Source organism: Acinetobacter guillouiae CIP 63.46, assembly GCF_000368145.1.
In the GTDB taxonomy this organism is placed as follows: domain Bacteria; phylum Pseudomonadota; class Gammaproteobacteria; order Pseudomonadales; family Moraxellaceae; genus Acinetobacter; species Acinetobacter guillouiae.
Map to the genome: position 1 here is coordinate 1 of NZ_KB849282.1, position 19,710 is coordinate 19,710.

The 19,710-nt window shown below is 38.9% G+C and carries 22 protein-coding genes; 12 read left to right on the forward strand and 10 right to left on the reverse strand.

The annotated features are described in order from the left end of the window. Positions 1 to 404: 404 nt before the first annotated feature. From F981_RS02165 to F981_RS02175, 3 genes are all read right to left on the reverse strand, one after another. The gene (locus F981_RS02165; RefSeq protein WP_004717947.1) at positions 405 to 1,490 is read right to left on the reverse strand and encodes a DUF6670 family protein; all 1,086 of its coding nucleotides are present in this window, start codon (positions 1,488 to 1,490) and stop codon (positions 405 to 407) included. A gap of 34 nt (positions 1,491 to 1,524) precedes the next feature. Further along, positions 1,525 to 2,352: a CDP-diacylglycerol--serine O-phosphatidyltransferase gene (pssA, locus tag F981_RS02170; RefSeq protein ID WP_004717950.1), complete on the reverse strand. Its 828-nt coding sequence runs from the start codon at positions 2,350 to 2,352 to the stop codon at positions 1,525 to 1,527. A 164-nt stretch (positions 2,353 to 2,516) separates the two neighbouring features. Then, on the reverse strand, positions 2,517 to 3,374 hold the full coding sequence (locus F981_RS02175; RefSeq protein WP_004717951.1) for a 23S rRNA (adenine(2030)-N(6))-methyltransferase RlmJ: 858 nt from the start codon (positions 3,372 to 3,374) through the stop codon (positions 2,517 to 2,519). A gap of 116 nt (positions 3,375 to 3,490) precedes the next feature. Between F981_RS02175 and F981_RS02180 the strand changes: the two genes are divergently transcribed. Together F981_RS02180 and F981_RS02185 are read left to right on the forward strand one after the other, a co-directional pair. Then, entirely contained in the window at positions 3,491 to 4,093 is a 603-nt protein-coding gene (locus F981_RS02180) for a 2OG-Fe(II) oxygenase (RefSeq protein WP_004717953.1), read from the forward strand. 104 nt (positions 4,094 to 4,197) lie between these two features. Next, positions 4,198 to 4,725, forward strand: coding sequence for a hypothetical protein (locus F981_RS02185; RefSeq protein WP_004717956.1), 528 nt, complete (start codon positions 4,198 to 4,200; stop codon positions 4,723 to 4,725). 129 nt (positions 4,726 to 4,854) lie between these two features. On the opposite strand, the gene F981_RS02190 is transcribed toward F981_RS02185, so the two are convergent. The 4 genes from F981_RS02190 to F981_RS02205 all read right to left on the reverse strand — a co-directional run bounded on the left by F981_RS02190 (position 4,855) and on the right by F981_RS02205 (position 9,171). After that, positions 4,855 to 5,109, reverse strand: coding sequence for a DUF2789 family protein (locus tag F981_RS02190; RefSeq protein WP_004717957.1), 255 nt, complete (start codon positions 5,107 to 5,109; stop codon positions 4,855 to 4,857). A 233-nt stretch (positions 5,110 to 5,342) separates the two neighbouring features. Beyond that, entirely contained in the window at positions 5,343 to 6,329 is a 987-nt protein-coding gene (locus F981_RS02195; protein ID WP_004717959.1) for a malate dehydrogenase, read from the reverse strand. A 170-nt stretch (positions 6,330 to 6,499) separates the two neighbouring features. Next, positions 6,500 to 7,159: a ribonuclease T2 family protein gene (locus F981_RS02200; protein ID WP_004717962.1), complete on the reverse strand. Its 660-nt coding sequence runs from the start codon at positions 7,157 to 7,159 to the stop codon at positions 6,500 to 6,502. 38 nt (positions 7,160 to 7,197) lie between these two features. Continuing rightward, the gene (locus F981_RS02205) at positions 7,198 to 9,171 is read right to left on the reverse strand and encodes a lytic transglycosylase domain-containing protein (protein ID WP_004717964.1); all 1,974 of its coding nucleotides are present in this window, start codon (positions 9,169 to 9,171) and stop codon (positions 7,198 to 7,200) included. A 288-nt stretch (positions 9,172 to 9,459) separates the two neighbouring features. Here F981_RS02205 and miaB point away from each other — a divergent pair, with 288 nt between their 5' ends. Genes miaB through ybeY form a run of 3 tightly spaced genes read left to right on the forward strand, consistent with a single transcriptional unit; the run spans position 9,460 to position 12,557 of the window. Continuing rightward, positions 9,460 to 10,914 carry a tRNA (N6-isopentenyl adenosine(37)-C2)-methylthiotransferase MiaB gene (gene miaB, locus F981_RS02210; protein WP_004717965.1) on the forward strand — a complete coding sequence of 485 codons (1,455 nt, stop codon included), beginning with the start codon at positions 9,460 to 9,462 and terminating at the stop codon, positions 10,912 to 10,914. 38 nt (positions 10,915 to 10,952) lie between these two features. Then, positions 10,953 to 12,062: a PhoH family protein gene (locus tag F981_RS02215; protein ID WP_004717967.1), complete on the forward strand. Its 1,110-nt coding sequence runs from the start codon at positions 10,953 to 10,955 to the stop codon at positions 12,060 to 12,062. A gap of 9 nt (positions 12,063 to 12,071) precedes the next feature. Further along, positions 12,072 to 12,557 carry an rRNA maturation RNase YbeY gene (ybeY, locus tag F981_RS02220; RefSeq protein ID WP_004717969.1) on the forward strand — a complete coding sequence of 162 codons (486 nt, stop codon included), beginning with the start codon at positions 12,072 to 12,074 and terminating at the stop codon, positions 12,555 to 12,557. Positions 12,558 to 12,679: 122 nt separating this feature from the next. Here the strand turns inward: ybeY and F981_RS02225 are convergent, their stop codons facing one another. Next, on the reverse strand, positions 12,680 to 13,531 hold the full coding sequence (locus F981_RS02225) for a PHP domain-containing protein (protein WP_004717971.1): 852 nt from the start codon (positions 13,529 to 13,531) through the stop codon (positions 12,680 to 12,682). A 44-nt stretch (positions 13,532 to 13,575) separates the two neighbouring features. Between F981_RS02225 and F981_RS02230 the strand changes: the two genes are divergently transcribed. The 4 genes from F981_RS02230 to F981_RS02245 all read left to right on the forward strand — a co-directional run bounded on the left by F981_RS02230 (position 13,576) and on the right by F981_RS02245 (position 17,073). Next, positions 13,576 to 14,190, forward strand: a complete 615-nt coding sequence (locus F981_RS02230) for an inner membrane-spanning protein YciB (RefSeq protein WP_004717972.1) — start codon at positions 13,576 to 13,578, stop codon at positions 14,188 to 14,190. Between the two features lie 26 nt (positions 14,191 to 14,216). Beyond that, positions 14,217 to 14,519 (forward strand): YciI family protein, encoded by a 303-nt coding sequence (locus tag F981_RS02235; protein WP_004717974.1) that lies wholly within the window; start codon positions 14,217 to 14,219, stop codon positions 14,517 to 14,519. Between the two features lie 4 nt (positions 14,520 to 14,523). Further along, on the forward strand, positions 14,524 to 15,045 hold the full coding sequence (locus F981_RS02240; RefSeq protein ID WP_004717976.1) for an SH3 domain-containing protein: 522 nt from the start codon (positions 14,524 to 14,526) through the stop codon (positions 15,043 to 15,045). Positions 15,046 to 15,144: 99 nt separating this feature from the next. After that, positions 15,145 to 17,073, forward strand: coding sequence for a bifunctional tRNA (5-methylaminomethyl-2-thiouridine)(34)-methyltransferase MnmD/FAD-dependent 5-carboxymethylaminomethyl-2-thiouridine(34) oxidoreductase MnmC (locus tag F981_RS02245; RefSeq protein WP_004717977.1), 1,929 nt, complete (start codon positions 15,145 to 15,147; stop codon positions 17,071 to 17,073). Between the two features lie 49 nt (positions 17,074 to 17,122). Here F981_RS02245 and F981_RS02250 read toward each other — a convergent pair whose 3' ends face one another. Continuing rightward, positions 17,123 to 17,437, reverse strand: coding sequence for a rhodanese-like domain-containing protein (locus tag F981_RS02250; RefSeq protein WP_004717980.1), 315 nt, complete (start codon positions 17,435 to 17,437; stop codon positions 17,123 to 17,125). A 91-nt stretch (positions 17,438 to 17,528) separates the two neighbouring features. On the opposite strand from F981_RS02250, the gene F981_RS02255 reads away from it, so the two are divergent. From F981_RS02255 to F981_RS02265, 3 genes are all read left to right on the forward strand, one after another. Beyond that, positions 17,529 to 18,017: a YajQ family cyclic di-GMP-binding protein gene (locus tag F981_RS02255; protein ID WP_004717983.1), complete on the forward strand. Its 489-nt coding sequence runs from the start codon at positions 17,529 to 17,531 to the stop codon at positions 18,015 to 18,017. A gap of 28 nt (positions 18,018 to 18,045) precedes the next feature. Then, complete coding sequence (locus F981_RS02260; RefSeq protein ID WP_004717985.1) at positions 18,046 to 18,549, forward strand: DUF4442 domain-containing protein; 504 nt, start codon at positions 18,046 to 18,048, stop codon at positions 18,547 to 18,549. A gap of 171 nt (positions 18,550 to 18,720) precedes the next feature. Continuing rightward, on the forward strand, positions 18,721 to 19,242 hold the full coding sequence (locus F981_RS02265) for a nuclear transport factor 2 family protein (RefSeq protein WP_004717986.1): 522 nt from the start codon (positions 18,721 to 18,723) through the stop codon (positions 19,240 to 19,242). Positions 19,243 to 19,322: 80 nt separating this feature from the next. Here the strand turns inward: F981_RS02265 and F981_RS02270 are convergent, their stop codons facing one another. Further along, entirely contained in the window at positions 19,323 to 19,691 is a 369-nt protein-coding gene (locus F981_RS02270; protein ID WP_154130156.1) for an acyl-CoA thioesterase, read from the reverse strand. Positions 19,692 to 19,710: the final 19 nt, after the last annotated feature.

A 19,710-nucleotide genomic window follows, 5' to 3' on the forward strand; every position in this document is an offset into this window, starting at 1 on the left:
CTTCGAGTAATTTAAACCAATCAATCAATGATAATATTTCGATCAATCAATCAGTAAAAATCCACACAAGTTGTTCTTCATATTCTCTTAATGATCTTCTCAATGCTTCGTCAGCATCAAGCTAGGTCGGCTATACTACTCTCTATCTCTAAAAAGTCAATCAATAATGTTAATTATTTTTTCTAACAAACCCAACCCTAACCTCATCTTAAAATCTCAATTCGAAATCTTAACAACTTAATCAAGTGCCTGATTTATCAGAAGTTTTATTTAACATCACCGCCGATGGATGTGCATTCTACAGCATTCACAAACCAACACAACCCCTTTTTTTAATTATTTTTCATTTTATCTATCACTTGCTTATTTATTCTTCTAAATTGGCCTTATTTCTGTTTTTTGGTCTATTTTTTAAGCATGATCAGCACAGGACTGCTCGATTTATTTGATAATTTATTGTCTTTATCTATTTCCTGCCATTTTAAAGGGCGGCAATCTATATATTCACAGTAACCACCCTCACCTTGATAATATTCATCATTGAGATGTAGTTGATAAACAAAACTTCCAACATAACCCGCGGCTAAGCCAAATTTATAATCACCACGGCTTTGTGCTTGAATATCAATTTTGGTATTTTCATCTTGATATTGCCATTCAAACTCGCGTGGTAAATACATCTCCTGATGATTTACTGTTGTGACTTTAGGGAACACCCGATGAATATTGAAACAGACCTGTCGATCAAGCATTTTTGTTTCATTGTTTTGAATATCTCGAATATAGATACGTGAATGTAAAATATTATTCATCTGATCACGACTATGCATAAAAATAATCTGTAGATCATCATTCACTTGAATCAATTGATATGTATACAGCGCATAAGGCAGATAAGGAAAATTCACTGTTTTCATATATTCAAAAACAGCATTTTGTTCAATTTGGTAATTTTGATCTTTGTATTGAATTGTCCCTTTACAATGTGCAACCAAAGACCAGTGCTGTGCAAATCCAAATTTCAAATGAATAAAATGAGAAATTAAAGGCATTGTTGTAATGCTTAAATTCACACTCAATTCGTCATCTTGTCTTTGAATAGTAAAATCAGGAATTTTTCCAAACACTTTTTCTTTTTGACCAAATGTATAGGTCACATTGCTATTTTCATCAAGGTGAAATTGGCATTCATGCTGAATTGAGTATGAGTTTAATTGTCCCACCATATGGGGGCTGGAGCTGACCAGTAAGGTTGCTGTATCTAAAGCAGTTGTTGAGATTTCATTGTTATTGCAAAAAACAGGACTATTGGGCTGTCCAATCAAACTAAAAAAATTGAGGTAATGCAACGGCGCAGGTAAATTGGCAAGCACTAATTTTTGATGAATAATTTTATATCTGTCTTGTGGGGGATGACAGCAAAGTTCTATAGGCTTTTGAGCTTGATTCAGCTGTTTAGACTGATCTAAGAAATCTTGAAACAACCGCATATCAAGCCCCCTTACCTTTTTATCTTTTTACATTTTATTCAACAGTATTCTTTCTCGCTAAGAATGTTGTCACAAAACCAGAAATCGCATAGATAATCGAAATGACTAAAATCCCTACAGGAATATTATAAGTGATTGCTGCAAGGATAAAAACTGCTATAGGCAACACAAAGAATGGAACACGTTTACGGTCTACTGTTTTAAAAGAATAATATTTAATATTTGATATCATCAACAAACCCACTGCAATGATAACAAATGCATTGGTCGCTTGAATCGCAACATCTTTTAAATCAAAAATATAGGTAAAATCTTGTCCAACCCATACCCATGCAATAATAATAATCGCTGCCAATGGGCTTGCCACACCGATGAAATAACGCTTATCGACCACACCAATTTGTACATTAAAGCGGGCTAAACGAAATGCAGCACACGCGGTATAAACAAAACAAGCAGCCAAGCCAATCCGCCCTAGATCATGCAAACTCCAGCTATACATCAAAATTGCTGGCGCAACACCAAATGCCAAGAGATCAGAAAGTGAATCGAATTGTTCACCAAAAGCACTTTGTGCACCAATTGCACGAGCAACACGACCATCTAAACCATCAAATAGTGCTGCAAGGAAAATCGCATAAACGGCTTGAGTGAAGTCACCATTCATACTGGCAATGATCGAGTAAAAGCCAGATAACAATGCAGATGTTGTAATCAGGTTAGGCCACAAATAGATTCCGCGACGTTTGACCTTCTGCCCTTCATGGGTATGCTCTTCTTCTTCCACTTCAAAAGTAATGCCATCAAATCCATGGTCTTGATTAGAAGAGTTTGGGCTTTCTGGTTTATTTATATTTGTCATTTTTTGAATCCTATCTATGGCTCTTATGGAGCTGTTGATATCTCACTTAAATATTTTATCACATTCATTTTTAAGTGAAATTGATGTGAATTACTCAATGTATTTCGTCTTAATTTGTAATTCACACCATCGTTCATGTTTCTGTTGATATCCAATCGAATGGATTATTCACCCACTAACCAGCGAACAGCAGCATGTCCACCATTTTCACTCATACGTAAATGTGGGAACAACCATTGTAATGCCTCATCAGCATCGTTAGAGAATTTCCAAGGTGGGTTAATCACCAACAAACCACAACCATTCAAGCCGACTGGTGTGTCATCTGGCCAAACACAAACTTCACAAACCAACTGACGGCGAATCCCTGTTTTCATCATTTTCTTTTCAAAACGATCAATCATGGCACGGTCTTTAATTGGATACCAAATGGCAAATACACCTGTTGGCCATTTTTTATGTGCGGTGGCAATCAACTCGACCAATTGCGGAAAGTCTTTACGTTCTAATTCATAAGGTGGATCGATCATCACCAAACCACGTTTTTCTTTTGGTGGAATAACCCCCAAAAGACCTTCATAAGCATCACGCTCATGTAAACCCGCACGTTTATCGCGAATATTAAAATACAATTGTTGAAACACATCACGCTGCATTTCAAAAATAGTCGCTTTATCAATGTCACGCATGCCTTCAAGCGCAAACCATGGCGAACCTGGATAAGCACCTTTACCTGAACCTGCACGCATATCTTCAACAATTTTAAGATATTGTTTTACACCTTCAGGCGCATTACGTTTAATCGACTCATCCAGCTTAACCAGACGATGAATACCGGTTAAGAATTCACCTGATTTTTGTGCTTCAGAAGTAGATAAATCATATTTACCTGCACCACCATGTGTATCTATATAGCGATATGGTTTGTCTTTAGTATTTAGACGTGTCAAAAGTTGCAGCAATAACACATGTTTCATGACATCGGCAAAGTTGCCTGCATGGAAATGGTGACGGTAATTCATGTTTCGATTAATTCCTGAGTTCAATAATCATTTTAACACGAAAAAATATTTCTTCACTGTCCATCGTTTGTTCTAATATAACAACATATCTTTATTGCACTATTTTTTGGTAATTTATGGAAGCGCTGCTACTCCCAAAGTCATGGAATGTTGATCAAATTCTTGATGATTTAGATCAACATGGATTTACCATTATTGATCATGCTTACTCCGCTGAATACGGACTTCAACTGGTTGCAGAATGTACTTCAAATTTAAATCGCTTTCGTGAAGCAGCAATTCAAAATGGTGTGATCAGCAATATTCGCAGCGACCATATCTTGTGGATCAATGAAGAGCTCACGATCGCACAACAACATATTGATGCACTCAAACAGCTCTCGCAAATTTTAAACTACTCATTTTATTTAGGCATTCAGGATGTAGAAGCACATTTTGCCTGCTATAACGCAGGTGAATTCTATGCACTTCATCGCGATAATCCACAAGGTAAAAATGGTCGTATGATTTCTACGGTGTATTATCTACACCAAGAATGGCAGGATGACTGGGGCGGAAAGTTACACTTACAGGATAAAAATAATGTTTGGCATACAATAGATCCCCAGCCTAATCGTATTGCCATGTTCCAAAGTGATTTATTACATGAAGTGCTAGAAGCCAAACATCAGCGACTATCAATTACCGCATGGCTAAGAAGCGACAATACTGTGTTGTAATATACTCAGTTTTCAAATTTGCAACGCTGTATCTCTATAGGCCAAGCTTTAAATTATTGAAATAGACCTCATAATACTCTTCATAAATTCAGAGGATTCAGCACATGTTTGATAATACAAAACAAATCATCTCGCGTATTGGGGAAACAGATCAATTGTATTTGTCAGGCAATACACCTGAACTTGCACTTGAACGTGGGGACTTACGCTTACAGCTGGTCACTCAAAGTCATTCAAAGCAGGAACAAATTCATTTCTTGCAAGAAGCCATTGTTTTACTTGAAACTGCACGATTTGAATATGAAGAAATGCCAATGTCAGTCTACATTCAGCTTTCTTTGCATTTGGCCAAAGCTTATATGATTTACTTTGAATTGACCAAAGAATCACGTTATGCCTTGATTACGCAGCAGATTTTAAAACCTTTGGCACAACATCATCATGCTGATATTTACTTTATGTTGGCTTATGCATCTGTGAGTAAAAATGAATTTGCACTGACTCGTCACTGGCTGAGTAAATATATCAAGACAGCTGATTTTGATTTAGCCTTACTGCAACAACACACTGCCTTTAGACCTGTTCGCAATGAAACTTGGTTTAGTCAAATGATTCAGTCTAAATTACATTGATCAGCACTATGCACATTCAAAATAACTCAATTTGTTATTCGTTTTGATCAATGCTAATTTGATCGATGCGAAATAGAAAAGATGGCCATAACGGCCATCTTTTTTGTTGCTCTGGGGGAAACTAAATCATTAGGCTGTTAGCTTATATGCATCTAGATGTAATTGTTGGTTTAACTCATCAATCCAAATTGCCCAATCATCATCTTGTACCAAATGACTGATTAATAAGTCACGTTGAGATTTATTCCAAAACGGCGCTTCATGTAATGAAAGATTTGCTGGCAATTGATGAGTGCGTACATATAGCTCAATTGCTGCGGGACTATTTGCCAAACCAAGTTGAGAAAATAGTAATTCTAAGGATGGTGTGTTCGTCCTGAGCATATTGCCTCCTTATATAAATTTATTTGTCATCTTTTATTCAATTAACTTATAAGAAAATAATTTTAAAAGATAGTCTAGATTTTAATTTTCTTGTTTCAATTTGTGATTAAAAAACAAACAAATGTTGGCTTAATATAAATTATCGATTCTCAGAATATTTGATTTGAAGCATAAAAAAAGCACTCTAAATAGAGTGCTTTTTCAAAATTAATCTTTAAAAGATTAATTTTTAATTATTTAAGCATATCAGCAATAGCTGCGCGCTCTTCTTCAAGTTCTTGAAGTGTTTTGTCCATACGTTCACGGCTGAATGCATCAATTTCTAAGCCTTCAACACGAGTGTATTCGCCATTTTCACAAATTACAGGAACACCGTACATCACACCTTCAGGAATTCCATAAGAACCGTCAGAAGGAATACCCATTGTTACCCATTCGCCATTGGTGCCAAGCGCCCAATCACGCATATGATCGATCGCAGCATTTGCAGCAGAAGCAGCAGAAGAAAGACCACGCGCTTCAATGATTGCAGCACCACGTTTACCAACAGTTGGAAGGAATACGTTTGCGTTCCAATCAGCATCGTTGATTTTGTCTTTTAAGCTTACGCCATTTGCAGTTGCAAAACGGTAGTCCGCATACATTGTTGGAGAGTGGTTACCCCAAACTGTAAGGTTTTTGATATCCGCTACAGCAACACCCGCTTTTTGAGCAATTTGAGTCAACGCACGGTTGTGGTCAAGACGTAACATTGCTGTAAAGTTCTTCGCTGGAAGATCTGGAGCAGATTTCATTGCGATATAAGCATTTGTATTTGCAGGGTTACCTACAACAAGTACTTTAACGTCACGGCTCGCAACTTCGTTAAGTGCTTGGCCTTGACCAATGAAGATTTCACCGTTCACTTTCAACAAGTCAGCACGTTCCATACCAGGACCGCGTGGACGTGAACCAACCAATAACGCGTAGTCAGCATCTTTAAATGCAACTTTTGGATCATCAGTACCGATCATGCCAGCCAATAATGGGAAAGCACAGTCATCTAATTCCATCATTACGCCTTTAAGCGCAGCTTGAGCTTTCTCAAATGGAACTTCTAACAATTGCAAAATAACGGGTTGGTCTTTACCAAGCATTTCACCGCTAGCGATACGGAATAATAAGCTGTAACCGATTTGACCAGCTGCGCCAGTAACGGCAACGCGAACAGGTTGCTTCATGTAATTATCTCCAATGAGGATCGTTAATGTGATTAAACGGTTAAATCCGTTTTAATCGAATTATCATAAACGGCAAAGATTGTACTCCAATCCTTTAACAGTTGCATGTAAAAGAGAATGCTTTTCAACAAAAGTATGATAGGAAATATAAATAAAATTCCTCAGAAGAACTAATAAGTCCCTTTGATCGAGAATGTATTTGGGCAGTTTGAAACAATGTGATTTGAACATTGTTTATACTGACCATTAACCCGATAACACACTTGAACCTCGGTTAACACTGGGTTTGATGATGAACTTTGACAAGTAAAACGGATACTGTCGTTATTCATTCCCGGGTTTAATCTAACAAATTGAGTTTTTAACGCATTATGTTGCACATTCTTGTTTTCAGAGCTGGTTAAATCTGCAGGAATTTTCAAACGATCTGCTAAATTAATCACAGTTCTAAAATATTGACTCGCGTTCATTGGAACACAGCCACCCACGCTACGCCACAACTGAATACGTGCATTTTCCTCAGGCATTACCCGTGCAACCACCTTAGCTTGTAAAGGGGTCAAACTTGCAGATGTATTGGTGGTGCAATTCCGCTCTGTCGTTTCAGGCAACAGACCTGTGATTGTCAATGAATAACCTTCGAGACATTTGCGTTGCTTTTGTTTTGAAGAATCAAGTGCACAGACAGCAGGTGTCAACTGGACTTGCATGACATAGCCTTGTAATTGCGGTGCAGCATGTAACTGCACATTGAGCCCAAACAATCCCGCAAAGCATAAGCTCCATGCTAAGCAAGATTGTTTCAATTTACGCAAAATTTTGAAAATCATTGATTTACCAACAAAGTTTCATCCAAGTCCAAATAGTTTTATTGTGAAACACGGGTTGGAATAACAGGCATACGACTTTCAATCGCTTGAGGCCCTTGTCCCAACAAGATTCCATAATGTGCTGCATTGGTCATCACATTTTTTACATAGTCACGTGTTTCATTCAGAGGAATAGATTCTGTATATTGATCTGCTGAAAGATTTTGATAATCTGGCTGCCAACGTTTCGCGCGATTTGGCCCAGCATTATACCCTGCTGTTGCCAAGACAGGATTACTGCTTAATTGACCATGAATCATCGACAGATAGAAAGTACCATAGCGAATATTGGTGTTGGCATCACTGAGTGCAGCAGGATTATAAGTTTCACCCATTTGTTTTGCCACCAACTTTGCAGTGCCTGGCATGATTTGCATCAAACCACCTGCACCAACATGTGAGCGAGCAGCAGTCACAAAACGACTTTCTTGGCGCATTAAACCGTAGGCCCAAGCTGGATCAATACCCGCATTACGGCTATGACTTACCACCAACGACTGATGAGGTGTGGCATAACGATAAACATAGTTATGTTTTTTCTCAGTACGTTCTGCCGCATAAATTGCACGATCATACCAGCCCATCTCAGTTGCACGTTTTGCCGCAGCAAGCAGCAACCCATCATCATGTTTTAAGTATGCCTGACGTACCGCCCAGTTCCATTCCCTATTGGTATAAGTTGCAGGCGCATTAATATTTCGTAAAGTAAATGCACGACGGAAATGAATATCGCTATTTAAGCGTTGCTGGTCATCAGTTGAGGGCTGTTCTCTGGCAGGACTATCATTATATTTTTGCCCCAAATGATCTTTGGCAAGCAGATTATGATAATCATCACCCGACATTGCCAATCGTTGATAGATATCTTTAGCGGTTCTTTTAGATTGTGCATCATTGCGTTGTTCTGAAGCACGCGCCAACCAATATTGCCAACGGTCTTCTTGCTTTTGTGTCACGCTCATACTGTCTATTGCACGAATCACACTTTCCCAAGCCCCAAATCGAATGGCTTGTCGTGCATAAACTTCTGCTTCTTCTGCACTGAAAGGCACACCATAGCTTGCATCAAAATTTTGCAGTACTTCACGATTAAAATTATTTTTCATGACGGTCGTTCCGCCGATATAACCGACTGTACGATAAATATATTTTTGTACATCTGCTGGTACACCCTGAACCAACTTAGGTACCGACTGCAAAGCGCTGGTTAAATCCGTATCTGCTGCACGACCCAATGCATAAACCAAATAAGCATAATCTTCTACATTGTTTTTGGGTGCAGACCATAAATAATTTAATGGATTGGTTTGGATTTGGTTCAATTGGGTTAACGATAAATTAACGCCAATCGTTTGTGCGGTAGCGATGGCTAGACCAGACTGCCCTGCTCTCAGTTGTGCATATAATCGTTGTTGGCGATCTTGGGCGGTCATGAGTGGGCTACTAAGCATCATGCGGCCTAAACCATTGCATGATTCAGGTTGAGAATTGGTTGCCAACCAAACATCTTTAAATTCAGCATAGACCAAAACGTCTCCAGTTTTCGCACGAACTTGAGCAACAGCACAACGTTCTGCTTGATCTGGATTAGAGACATATTGCAATACAGGTTGCGCGCTGGCGTAATCTGCTTGTTTCACCTTTTCTTCGACATAATCCGCAGCTAACTTTTCCGCCATCGCCGATTGAGGATAACGTTGCGCAAAGCTAATAATATTTGCAGAAGGTTGAAAAGCGAGATTTGAATTCAGTGACCAATACTCAGGATAATAGCCCAAAGCATCATTTTGCATTGAAGAACGATACTGTTCTAAAGCGCTTGGATTATTTGCATTACGTAAAGCATCATTAAACTGCTCTTCAGCAGCATGGGCCACTTGCAGGCTTGTACATGCAACTGTTCCTAAAAGGTAAAGTTTTAATTTATTTTGCTTAAGTTGCTGCTTTAACACCGTTTTTCTCTCAACCTGCATGATGTGCCTTTAACATACTGATGCACTTATTTGTGCCTAGTTTAATTATTCTAATCCATTTCTACTGTTGTGTTATGTAACCTTATGATTCATCATTAATATTGTTCTCTATTTTTTCTTCATAATTTCATTTTCAATGCCCTACAATCCAATAAATGGCAATAGCCGCTAAATATTTTCCTGAGTTCACTCTAAATGCTATAAAATGGCGCGCCTTTTATGAGTCTGTTAAAATAGCAGGCTTAGTACACATTCAAAATTCCCTTTATTCATAGGAAAGACGCCTCCATGACGGTTCAAACCTTCATTCCCAATGGTGCCAAAGCTGCCTCAGAAAACACTGTAACCCAGCCACAGCACACCCCAGCCGACGGTGCAGTAAAAAAACTGTATATCGAAACGCAAGGGTGTCAGATGAATGAGTATGACAGTCATCGTATGGCAGATCTTTTAGGCGACTCACACGGTTACATTTTAACCAAAGATCCAAGTGACGCAGATATCCTGTTAATGAATACCTGCTCAATTCGAGAAAAAGCCCAAGAAAAAGTATTTTCTGAGCTGGGTCGCTGGCGCAAATTAAAAGAAAAAAATCCTGATCTCGTCATCGGTGTTGGTGGATGTGTTGCTTCTCAAGAAGGCGACAATATTCAAAAACGTGCACCGTATGTCGATATGGTTTTTGGCCCTCAAACCTTGCACCGTTTACCGCAAATGCTGGATCAGCATGTTGAGCAAATCGAAAAACCGAAAAAAGACAAAATTAAACTCGTAGATATTTCATTCCCTGACATTGAAAAATTCGACTTTTTACCTGAACCGCGTGTTGAAGGTTACAAAGCGTTTGTTTCAATCATGGAAGGTTGTTCAAAGTACTGTTCTTTCTGTGTGGTTCCCTATACTCGTGGTGAAGAAGTTTCTCGTCCTTTGGATGATGTCTTGGCAGAAATTGCCGGTTTGGCTGAAAAAGGCGTTCGTGAAATTAGCCTTTTAGGACAAAATGTAAACGGTTACCGTGGTGAAACTTTTGAAGGTGAAATTTGTACCTTTGCAGATTTATTACGTTTGGTTGCAGAAATTCCAGGAATCGGTCGTTTACGCTATACGACTTCACATCCGCTAGAATTTAATGAAGATTTGATTCAATGCTACCGTGACCTACCACAAATGGTTTCACATCTGCATTTACCTGTACAAAGCGGCTCAAATGATGTGTTACAAGCGATGAAGCGTAACCACACCATTGATGTCTATATCGAAAAAATTGCCAAACTGCGTAAAGCTCGTCCAGATATGCATTTATCTTCAGATTTCATCATCGGCTTCCCTGGTGAAACTGATGCACATTTTGAAGAAACCTATCAGTTTATCCAAGATTTAGACTTTGATCATTCTTATAGTTTTGTTTATTCAAAACGTCCTGGCACACCAGCGTCTGAATTACCTGATGACACTTCTGATGCAGTCAAGAAAGAACGTTTAGCCAAAGTTCAACACTGGATTAAGCAATCAAGTATTCGTAAAACCGATGCGATGTTAGGGACCATTCAACGTGTACTGGTTGAAAATGTTTCTAATAAAGATCCAAATTTATTGGTCGGTACAGCTGACAATACACGTTTAGTAACATTTGTAGGTGACGCCTCTTGGGTCGGACGCTTTGCAGAGATTGAGGTTACAGAGATTAAGACCCTAAATTTAGTTTATGGAGAACTCTTGAATCTTGAGCCTGACGTGGCGTAATGTAAGGGTATAGACTTTACTTTAAAAAAGGATATCTCTTGACTGCAGCGATTCGACGTACAGTAGCTTTTCCAGGTATTTCAGTTGAACGTTTAAAAAGCATGTTAGGTGCTTATAACGGTCATCTGAAACAAATCGAACAACGTTTAAATGTCAACATTTCTCATCGCAACGATAACTTCTATATCGATGGTGATTTAGAAGCAGTTGAGAGAGCTGAAGGTTTATTGCAGCGTTTGCATGCAGAAGCTGAACTCTCTCAGCAAATCAGTGCTGATACGATTCATTTGATGATTCAAGGCAGCCAAACTGACCGTGAGTTACAAGACGACCTTTCAGACAATGAGCATACCGGTTTAGATGATGTCTGGTTGCAAACGCGTAAAGGTCGAATCAACCCTCGTGGTGCCAATCAAAAACGTTATGTACAACGTATTCTACAAAGCGATATTTCTTTCGGAATCGGCCCTGCAGGTACAGGTAAAACCTATCTTGCAGTCGCTGCTGCGGTAGATATGTTAGAACGTAATGAAATTCAACGTATCCTTTTGGTTCGCCCTGCTGTTGAAGCTGGAGAAAAACTTGGTTTCTTGCCGGGTGATTTAAGCCAAAAGATCGACCCATATCTACGCCCGCTTTATGATGCGTTGTATGAAATGCTTGGTTTTGAAAAAGTTGCAAAACTGATTGAGCGCCAAGTGATTGAAGTTGCACCGCTTGCTTATATGCGTGGTCGTACATTAAATCATTCCTTTGTGATTCTCGATGAAGCACAAAACACCACCCCTGAACAGATGAAGATGTTTTTGACCCGTTTAGGTTTTGGTTCTCGTGCAGTGATCACTGGGGATATTACACAGGTCGATTTACCACGCGGGCAACAGTCTGGTCTTGCTCACGCATTGCGTATTATCGAAAAAATCAAAGAAATTCACATCACTCGCTTCCATTCCCGTGATGTCGTTCGTCACCAGCTGGTACAAAAAATTGTAGAGGCTTATGAAGGATGGGACAGTGAACAATACCGTTTAAGTGCTGAAGCACGTGCAGAACGTAAAGCACGTCAAGAAGCCTTAATTTCTGAAAATGATTCTGCCGCAGATGCTCAACATGAAGAACATACTGCTGCAAATCAGGAAAATGTTTAAGGACTGTTTTTGAAACTTAGCTTATCGTTACAACAAGCGTTTGAAGCACCAGAATTGGTGCTCAAACGTGTCTATGTAAAAAAAGTCATTGAAACAACACTACGTCATATTGATGTAGACCAAGATTGTGAAATCGGAATTGCGTGTGTTGATGAAGATGAAAGTCACAAATTAAATTTTGAATATCGTGAAAAAGACAAACCCACCAATGTATTGTCTTTTCCAAGTGAGATTCCTGAAGAAGTTTTAGCCATGCTCGATGCATTACCCATCGGTGATTTAGTCATTTGCATCCCCGTGGTTTTACAAGAGTCGATTGAACAGCAAAAGACACCGATTGAGCATTTCACTCATATGCTGGTTCATGGCACCTTACATTTAATGGGTTATGACCATGAAACTTCTGATGATGATGCTGAAGAAATGGAAGCACTCGAAATTGAAATCTTGAAAAAACTAGGCTTTGAAAACCCTTATACTGTTAAAGAAAGTTGATTTTATAATCAACTCCAAATCCCTCTGCTCTAGAGGGATTTTTTGTTTCATTCAAATGAGATGCCTTTCAAAAACAGATCTCATTCGAAAATCTAAGTATTTGAATACATCATCACGGTGTATTATCGGAAACTCTCCCAAATCCCTACTTGCCCTTCTTTGACGCGTGGAATATTGCCTAATTTAATCCAAGGCATATTATCACCATGAAAATCACTCCCCACAGAGACTTTTAAACCATATTCAGCAATCATTCGATCAACCATTTGTCGTGTTGAAGCGGGTTCCATTGCGGGTGGAAGCTCAACAGCATCCCCACCATATTGTGCAAAGATTTCAATTAAATAACGGGTATTTGTTGCTGATAAATCATAACGTGTTGGGTGTGCCAATACTGCAAAACCTTGACTTTCATGAATCACCTGAATGGTTTCTGCCAAACCTAAACCATCAAATTTCACATAGGCTTTTTTACCTTCCTTAATGTATTTATCAAATGCCTGCTGTGCACGCTGAACAAAACCCTTTTCTACAAGGGTCTTGGCAATATGCGTCCGAGTAATCCGATCAGGTTCACCATCCACCTTTGCCACAACTTCTGCATAAATATCCTGATGAATCAAAGGAATTAGCAGATCACAGATTTGCTTGGCTCGCTCAGCACGAATTTTCTTCTGTTGCGTTAAAAGCTGTTGTAATGGTTCAGGATTTTGCATATTGAGCGCAACAATATGCACACCATAACTTTTTTTAGTCTCAGGTCTGGACCATTGACTAGAGATTTCTACACCTGAAATGATTTGAATTGGTTGATTTTTTGCAAATTGTTCAGCTTGTATTAAGCCATCCATGCTATCGTGGTCCGTCAATGCAAGTGTATGTATGCTTTTCTCGATGGCAGCTTGAACCAATAACTCTGGCGTCAGAGTCCCATCAGAAATATTACTGTGAGTATGTAAATCTATGCCTTGCATCTTTTATACTATCCCATCAACCTGAACAGACTAGATACTTTAACATGAAAGCACTTTTAGACTTTGTGCCCCTCATAATTTTCTTTTATTTATACAAAACGGTTGATCCTAAAAACACCGATCATCCATTATTACAATTGATCGGCTCAGCAGGTGGTGTAAATAACAACAACATTCTTGTTGCAACTACAGGTCTGATTATTTCAATGCTTGTGGTCTATGGTGCATTATTCATTTTCCAAAAATTCCGTCTGGATAAACAACAATGGTTTGTTTTGTTCATGACCGTCATTTTTGGCGGAATCACCTTAATGTTGAGTGATGACTTCTATATTCGCCTGAAAGCTGCAATTTTGAATTTAGCCTTTGCTGGCGCGTTCTTACTCTCTCCCTATTTTGGTAAAGAAAAGAAGCCACTCATTCAAAGATTATTTGGTCCTGTTTTAAACCTGACTGAAAAAGGCTGGAAAAATCTAAACTTTGCATGGGCTGCAATGTTCATTGTCATGTCTTGTTTACATATTTTCTTCGCATTTTTATTTGCAGGTGGAAAATATTGGGGCGAATTTACAGCATTTGGTGACATGATCGTCATGTTTTCCTTTATTATTATCCAGTTTGTTATATTACGAAAACACTTTAAATCTACCGATGAATAAAGTGTTTTAGAAAATCGAGAAATATCATGCCATTATTTGTAATTACGTGTACAGATCAAGCAGGTACAGTAGAAAAACGTCTTGCTGTACGCCCACAACATTTAGCTCGACTCGAGAAGTTAGATGCTGAAGGCCGTGTCATCGTGGCTGGGGCGATGCCGATTGATCGTGAAAATCCACAAGCAGGTTTTTATGGCAGTACTTTAATTCTCGATTTTGACAGCCGTGAAGCTTTGGATGAATGGTTAAAAGATGAACCTTTCTTAAAAGAAGGGATTTATAGTCATATTGATGTTAAACCATTCAATAAAGCATTGCCTAAGGGATAACATAATGCGCGTTGTCGTCCAAAGCTTACTTAGCCTGACTTTAAGTTCTTTTGTACTTTTATCACCTGTTGTCTCGGCTGAGCCTACTCAATCTTCAGCGACTCAAGCAACGACGGCAGCGCCTACTCAGGCGGCCCAACCTGTTGCACCGCCAAAACCGAGTATTATTCCTGCTGTAGCAGGTGCAAATTCCAGCACCCAAACACAGGCGCAAGCACAAGAAAATAAACCTTTAACGGCTGAACAAATTAGCAAAGAAAAAGCGTCTCAAGATGCCAAAGCTAAAGCTTTGGTTAAAGACCAAGCAACACGTTTACAGCAACTTGAAAAGGCCAATTTAGAAGCCCTTTCACAGAACCAAGAATTACAACTCAAAAATGACAATCTGGGTGTACAAGTTCAAGTTCTACAAAGTGAACAAAGTGCGCAAATGTTTTTATATGGTGCTGCAACCATTGCTGTTGGTGTTTTACTTGGCTTTTTAATCGCAAGTTATATCTATACCAAACGTCGTCGTCAGTGGTAAGCCCACTGCTTTGACTTTGCACTTAGAAAGTTTCACGCTATAACCTGATACTGCGAAATGTCAGGTTTTTTCATTTTAATTATTAAAAGGTAATCTGCTTTGTCAAATGCCATTCAAACTGCCGATTTAGACTGGCAATGTATTGATGGAATTGAAGTTCCAATTTCCAAACAATTTGGTGATGTCTATTTTTCTAAAGACAACGGGTTACTTGAAACCCGACACGTATTTTTGAATGGTAATGATCTTTCAACACGACTTGCAGATTTAGATGATTTTGAATACTTCTGTGTTGGTGAAACTGGCTTTGGTACAGGATTAAATATTTTGGCATTGTGGCAACTTTGGCACAATGTTCGTCCAGATAATCATAGCCACTTACATGTGATCAGTGTAGAGAAGTTCCCCTTGTCTAAACAGGATTTAACCCGTGCGTTAAAGGTCTGGACTGAACTTCAACAATTTTCTGATCAGTTGATTCAACACTATCCATTGCCCATCGCTGGTTGTCACCGTTTAAGCTTTCCAGAAGCGCGTTTTTCAATTGATCTGTGGTTAGGTGATGCACATGATGTATTTCCAGCAATGGTTAAAGCCCAACAAGTTAACGCATGGTTTTTAGATGGATTTGCACCCTCTTGTAATCCAGACATGTGGGAAGACAAAGTTTTAAACAATATTGTCAGACTGTCAGATTTTGGAACAACTTTTGCCTCATTCAGCGTGGCAGGTGTGCTTAAACGGGGTCTAAAACAACATGGAATCACTATTTCACGTCCGCGTGGTTTTGGTCATAAACGTGAAATGCTAAAAGCCATTTGGAATCCATCTGAGCAAGCAGTCGAAGAAAATCAATCACAGTCAATGGACCTTGCAGCGCAAAACATTCAAAAAAAAACACGGAAAACTCAAAATAATTTCAATCAACGCCAAATCGCCATCATTGGTGCTGGAATTGCAGGTTTAAGCTGCGCATGGGGATTTGCCCAAAGAGGACATCAAGTTACGATTTACGACCAATCAACGCCTTTAGCAGGTGCTTCTGGTAACCCTCTGGCCTTATTAAATCCGAAACTATGCCCTATCGAGCAAAGTTCGGAACATTTAATGACCTTGGCTTGGCAACATGCCCTACAGCACTATCCAAAATTCCAGGCTTTTCGTGCTATTGCCGTTCAACAATTAGCACAAAAAAATGCTGAACATTTACTGGATTTAGCAGCGCAATATCCTCAAGATTTACTCAAAACTCAAACAGCCGATGATTTAGAGCTACAAACTACACTTGAGAGTTTACAGCTCACTCAAGCGGGTTCAATCTATCCCCAGCAACTCAAAGACCAAATCATTGAACATCCGCTGATTCAATTTAAACATGCTCACATTCATAGTATTGTTCAATCGAATCATCATCAATTAACCCTACAAGATAGCCAGCACACCGATCTTGGTGATTTTAATCATGTGATTGTCTGTTGTGCCAAGGAAAGCCATGCTTTTTTTGAGCAGTTCCCGTTACTCAAACCGATCCGTGGACAAGTCAGTTGGCTCAACAATGCTAAACACCAATTAGATCCGCAATATGCCTACAGTTATGGTGGCTACTGCATGCAGCTTGATGAGCAGCATTTGATTTTAGGTGCTTCTTTTTATCCCAATCGTGATGACACTGAAGTTTTGCTTGAAGACCATGTGCATAACTATGAACTTATCCACAGTGTGTTTCCACAATACGCAGAATCACTCTGCAAAGTTGATGAATGGCACGGGCGTGCTTCTGTACGAGCCCAAAGTCTGGACTATTTTCCATTACTGGGAAAAGTTGAAGCTGAGAAAGAGGTTTATACATTTTCTGGGCTGGGCTCTAAAGGTTTTTTATTTGCGCCCTTGTGTAGTGAAATCTTGGTGGCTTTGGTCCTTAATCAAGCTTGCCCGATTCCCCAAAATTTATTGCAAAAATTAAATCCAAACCGCTTTCAAAAGAAAGTAAAAGCCAAAAAACCTTATTTTAAACCGATTCAATCATGATTCTTTTTTATTGATTATGTGTAATAAAAAAGCGCCTTTCGGCGCTTTTTTACGAACCCTGTTCTAATGGGAGACCTGCATCACGTGCTGCACGTGTTCCCCCCATAAGTACAACGTAATCACGAGAATCATCTAAACTCTCTAATTTTTCAGCAGCTCGAGGCGCTTTACTTCCACCACCACATAAAATGTAAATGGACTGATCCGAATTCACTTGAGTCAAGCTCTCAGCACTTAAACCATCTATAGGCTGATTTACAGCCCCTTTTACATGGCCTTCGGCAAAGGCTTTTGCATCACGAACATCCCAGATAACTGCATTTTCTGGGAACTCAAATGTTGTAATTTCTAATTTACGGATCATTGTGCACTCCTTTGATGTAAACAACACTTGGCAAATGAAGAAAACATCCCTAGCATCTCAGATATTCTTTCCATTTGTAAAGGTCTAAACTATGCCATCTTTCGATATTGTTTCAGAATTAGAGATTTTTGAAGTAAATCATGCTGTTCAAAACACACAAAAAGAAATTGCAACACGCTTTGACTTCCGTGGTCAGGACGTTTCAATCGAAATTAATGAAAAAGCCAAAGAAATTAAAATTTCAACTGAAAGTGATTTCCAGTGTGAACAAGTCTATAGCATGCTTGAAAATCATTTCTTTAAACGTAAAATCGATATTCAAGCCCTTGATCCACAAAAAATGACGGCTTCAGGTAAAAATATTGTGCAAGTGATCAAGCTTAAAGATGGACTTGACTCAGATACCGCAAAAAAAATTAATAAAGCCATTAAAGAAAGTGGCGTCAAAGTGCAATCTTCTATCCAAGGTGACAAGATACGTGTAACTGATAAAAAGCGCGATACATTACAGCAAGTTATGGCATTTTTAAAAGAACAACAATTCGGTGTACCTTTACAATTTAATAACTTCAAAGACTAAGGTCTTTAGCAACACTATAGGTTAAGACATGACTCAGACCAACCGTTTATCTAAACTTGTGAAAGCGACTTCTAAATTCCCTAAAGGCATTCGTAGTACGCTCTGGAGTAAGGCGTTTGGTCGAGTTGTGCCTATGGTGGGCACAGCCAATATTAAGTACCTAGAAGTCAGCCATTCAAAAGTTGTGGTGGAAATTAAAAACCACCGTGCCATGCAAAACCATATTGGACAATTACACGCTGTTGCAATGGCGTTGATTGCTGAAACAGCAACAGGCTTTGTCACAGGTATGAATGTTCCTGATAGTTCAATTGTCTTGATCAAAAGCATGCATATTGAATATAAACGACCATCTAAAGGTGATATGACAGCAACAGCGACATTGAGCAAAGAACAAATTTTAGAAATGCAAAGCTCTGAAAAAGGTGAAACGCTGGTTCCAGTCACCATTATGGATGAGTCTGGAAAAGAGCCTGTAGAATGCCAAATGGTGTGGGCTTGGGTGTCAAAAGAACGCCTAAAAAAGAAATAAATACAAATCTGCAAATGTAAATAAAACTTACTGTTTAGTAAGTATAAAATTTACCAAAGTACAAATAATGAGTGACGATTATTCACTATATTCATGCTTATTTACTCATCAAGATGGTGTTATTTCCACCACCATCTTGAACTATTGAGATTTGAACTATAGAGAATAACCATGCGATCAGCTACGCCAAGAAAAATTATTGTACTCAGCCTCATTCTAAGCCCTATTTTGTTTCTCACTGCATGTGCCCAAAATCCAAATCACGTTGCTACTGCTGCAACGGGCAACACATTAGCAGCGAAATCAAACACCCAACAAACGCAACAAAATAAAGCCATTGTGACTGATTTTTATGAAGGTGTATTTCAAAAGCATCAAGTTAAAGCATATGCAGATCGTTATATTGGTGACCAATATATTCAGCACAATCCGCGTGTTCCAGATGGTAAAGCGCCCTTTGTAAATCACTTTACCCAGTATTTCCAAAAAAATCCCGAAGCAAAAAGTGTAATCAAACGTGCTGTCGCAGAAGGAAACTTAGTATTTTTACACGTTCATTCAGCTCAAAATCCACAAGATCGTGGTGTTGCGATTGTCGATATCTTTAGAGTCGAAAATGGAAAAATTGTTGAACACTGGGATGTACAACAAGCTGTTCCAGAATCAAGCGCCAACAGCAATACCATGTTTTAACACAGTATTTAAATCAAACGATCTAAGCACCTATTCCATAAAAAATCCCAAACAATGTTGGGATTTTTTATCTTGATCATTCAAGCACTTTGCGACGCTAAATACTTCTGCTTTACATCTTCAGGAATTTGGCGTTTATTTCCCGCAACATCTACAGCAACAAAAGTAAATACACCTGCAGTCACACGTTTGGCAGCACGAGAACTGTCATGACTATCCCAAACTTCGATCTGCATTTGAATCGATGTATTACCGACCTTTAAAAGCTTGGTATAACAACTGATCACATCCCCCACTTTTACGGGAACAAGAAAAGTCATCTGATTAATCGAAATCGTTGCACAACGCCCTTTACTAAAGCGTTCTGCATGAATTGCACCAGCCAAATCCATTTGTGAAACAATCCAACCACCAAAAACATCACCACTCCAGTTTGTATCTGCTGGCATTGCGATGGTTTGTAAAGAC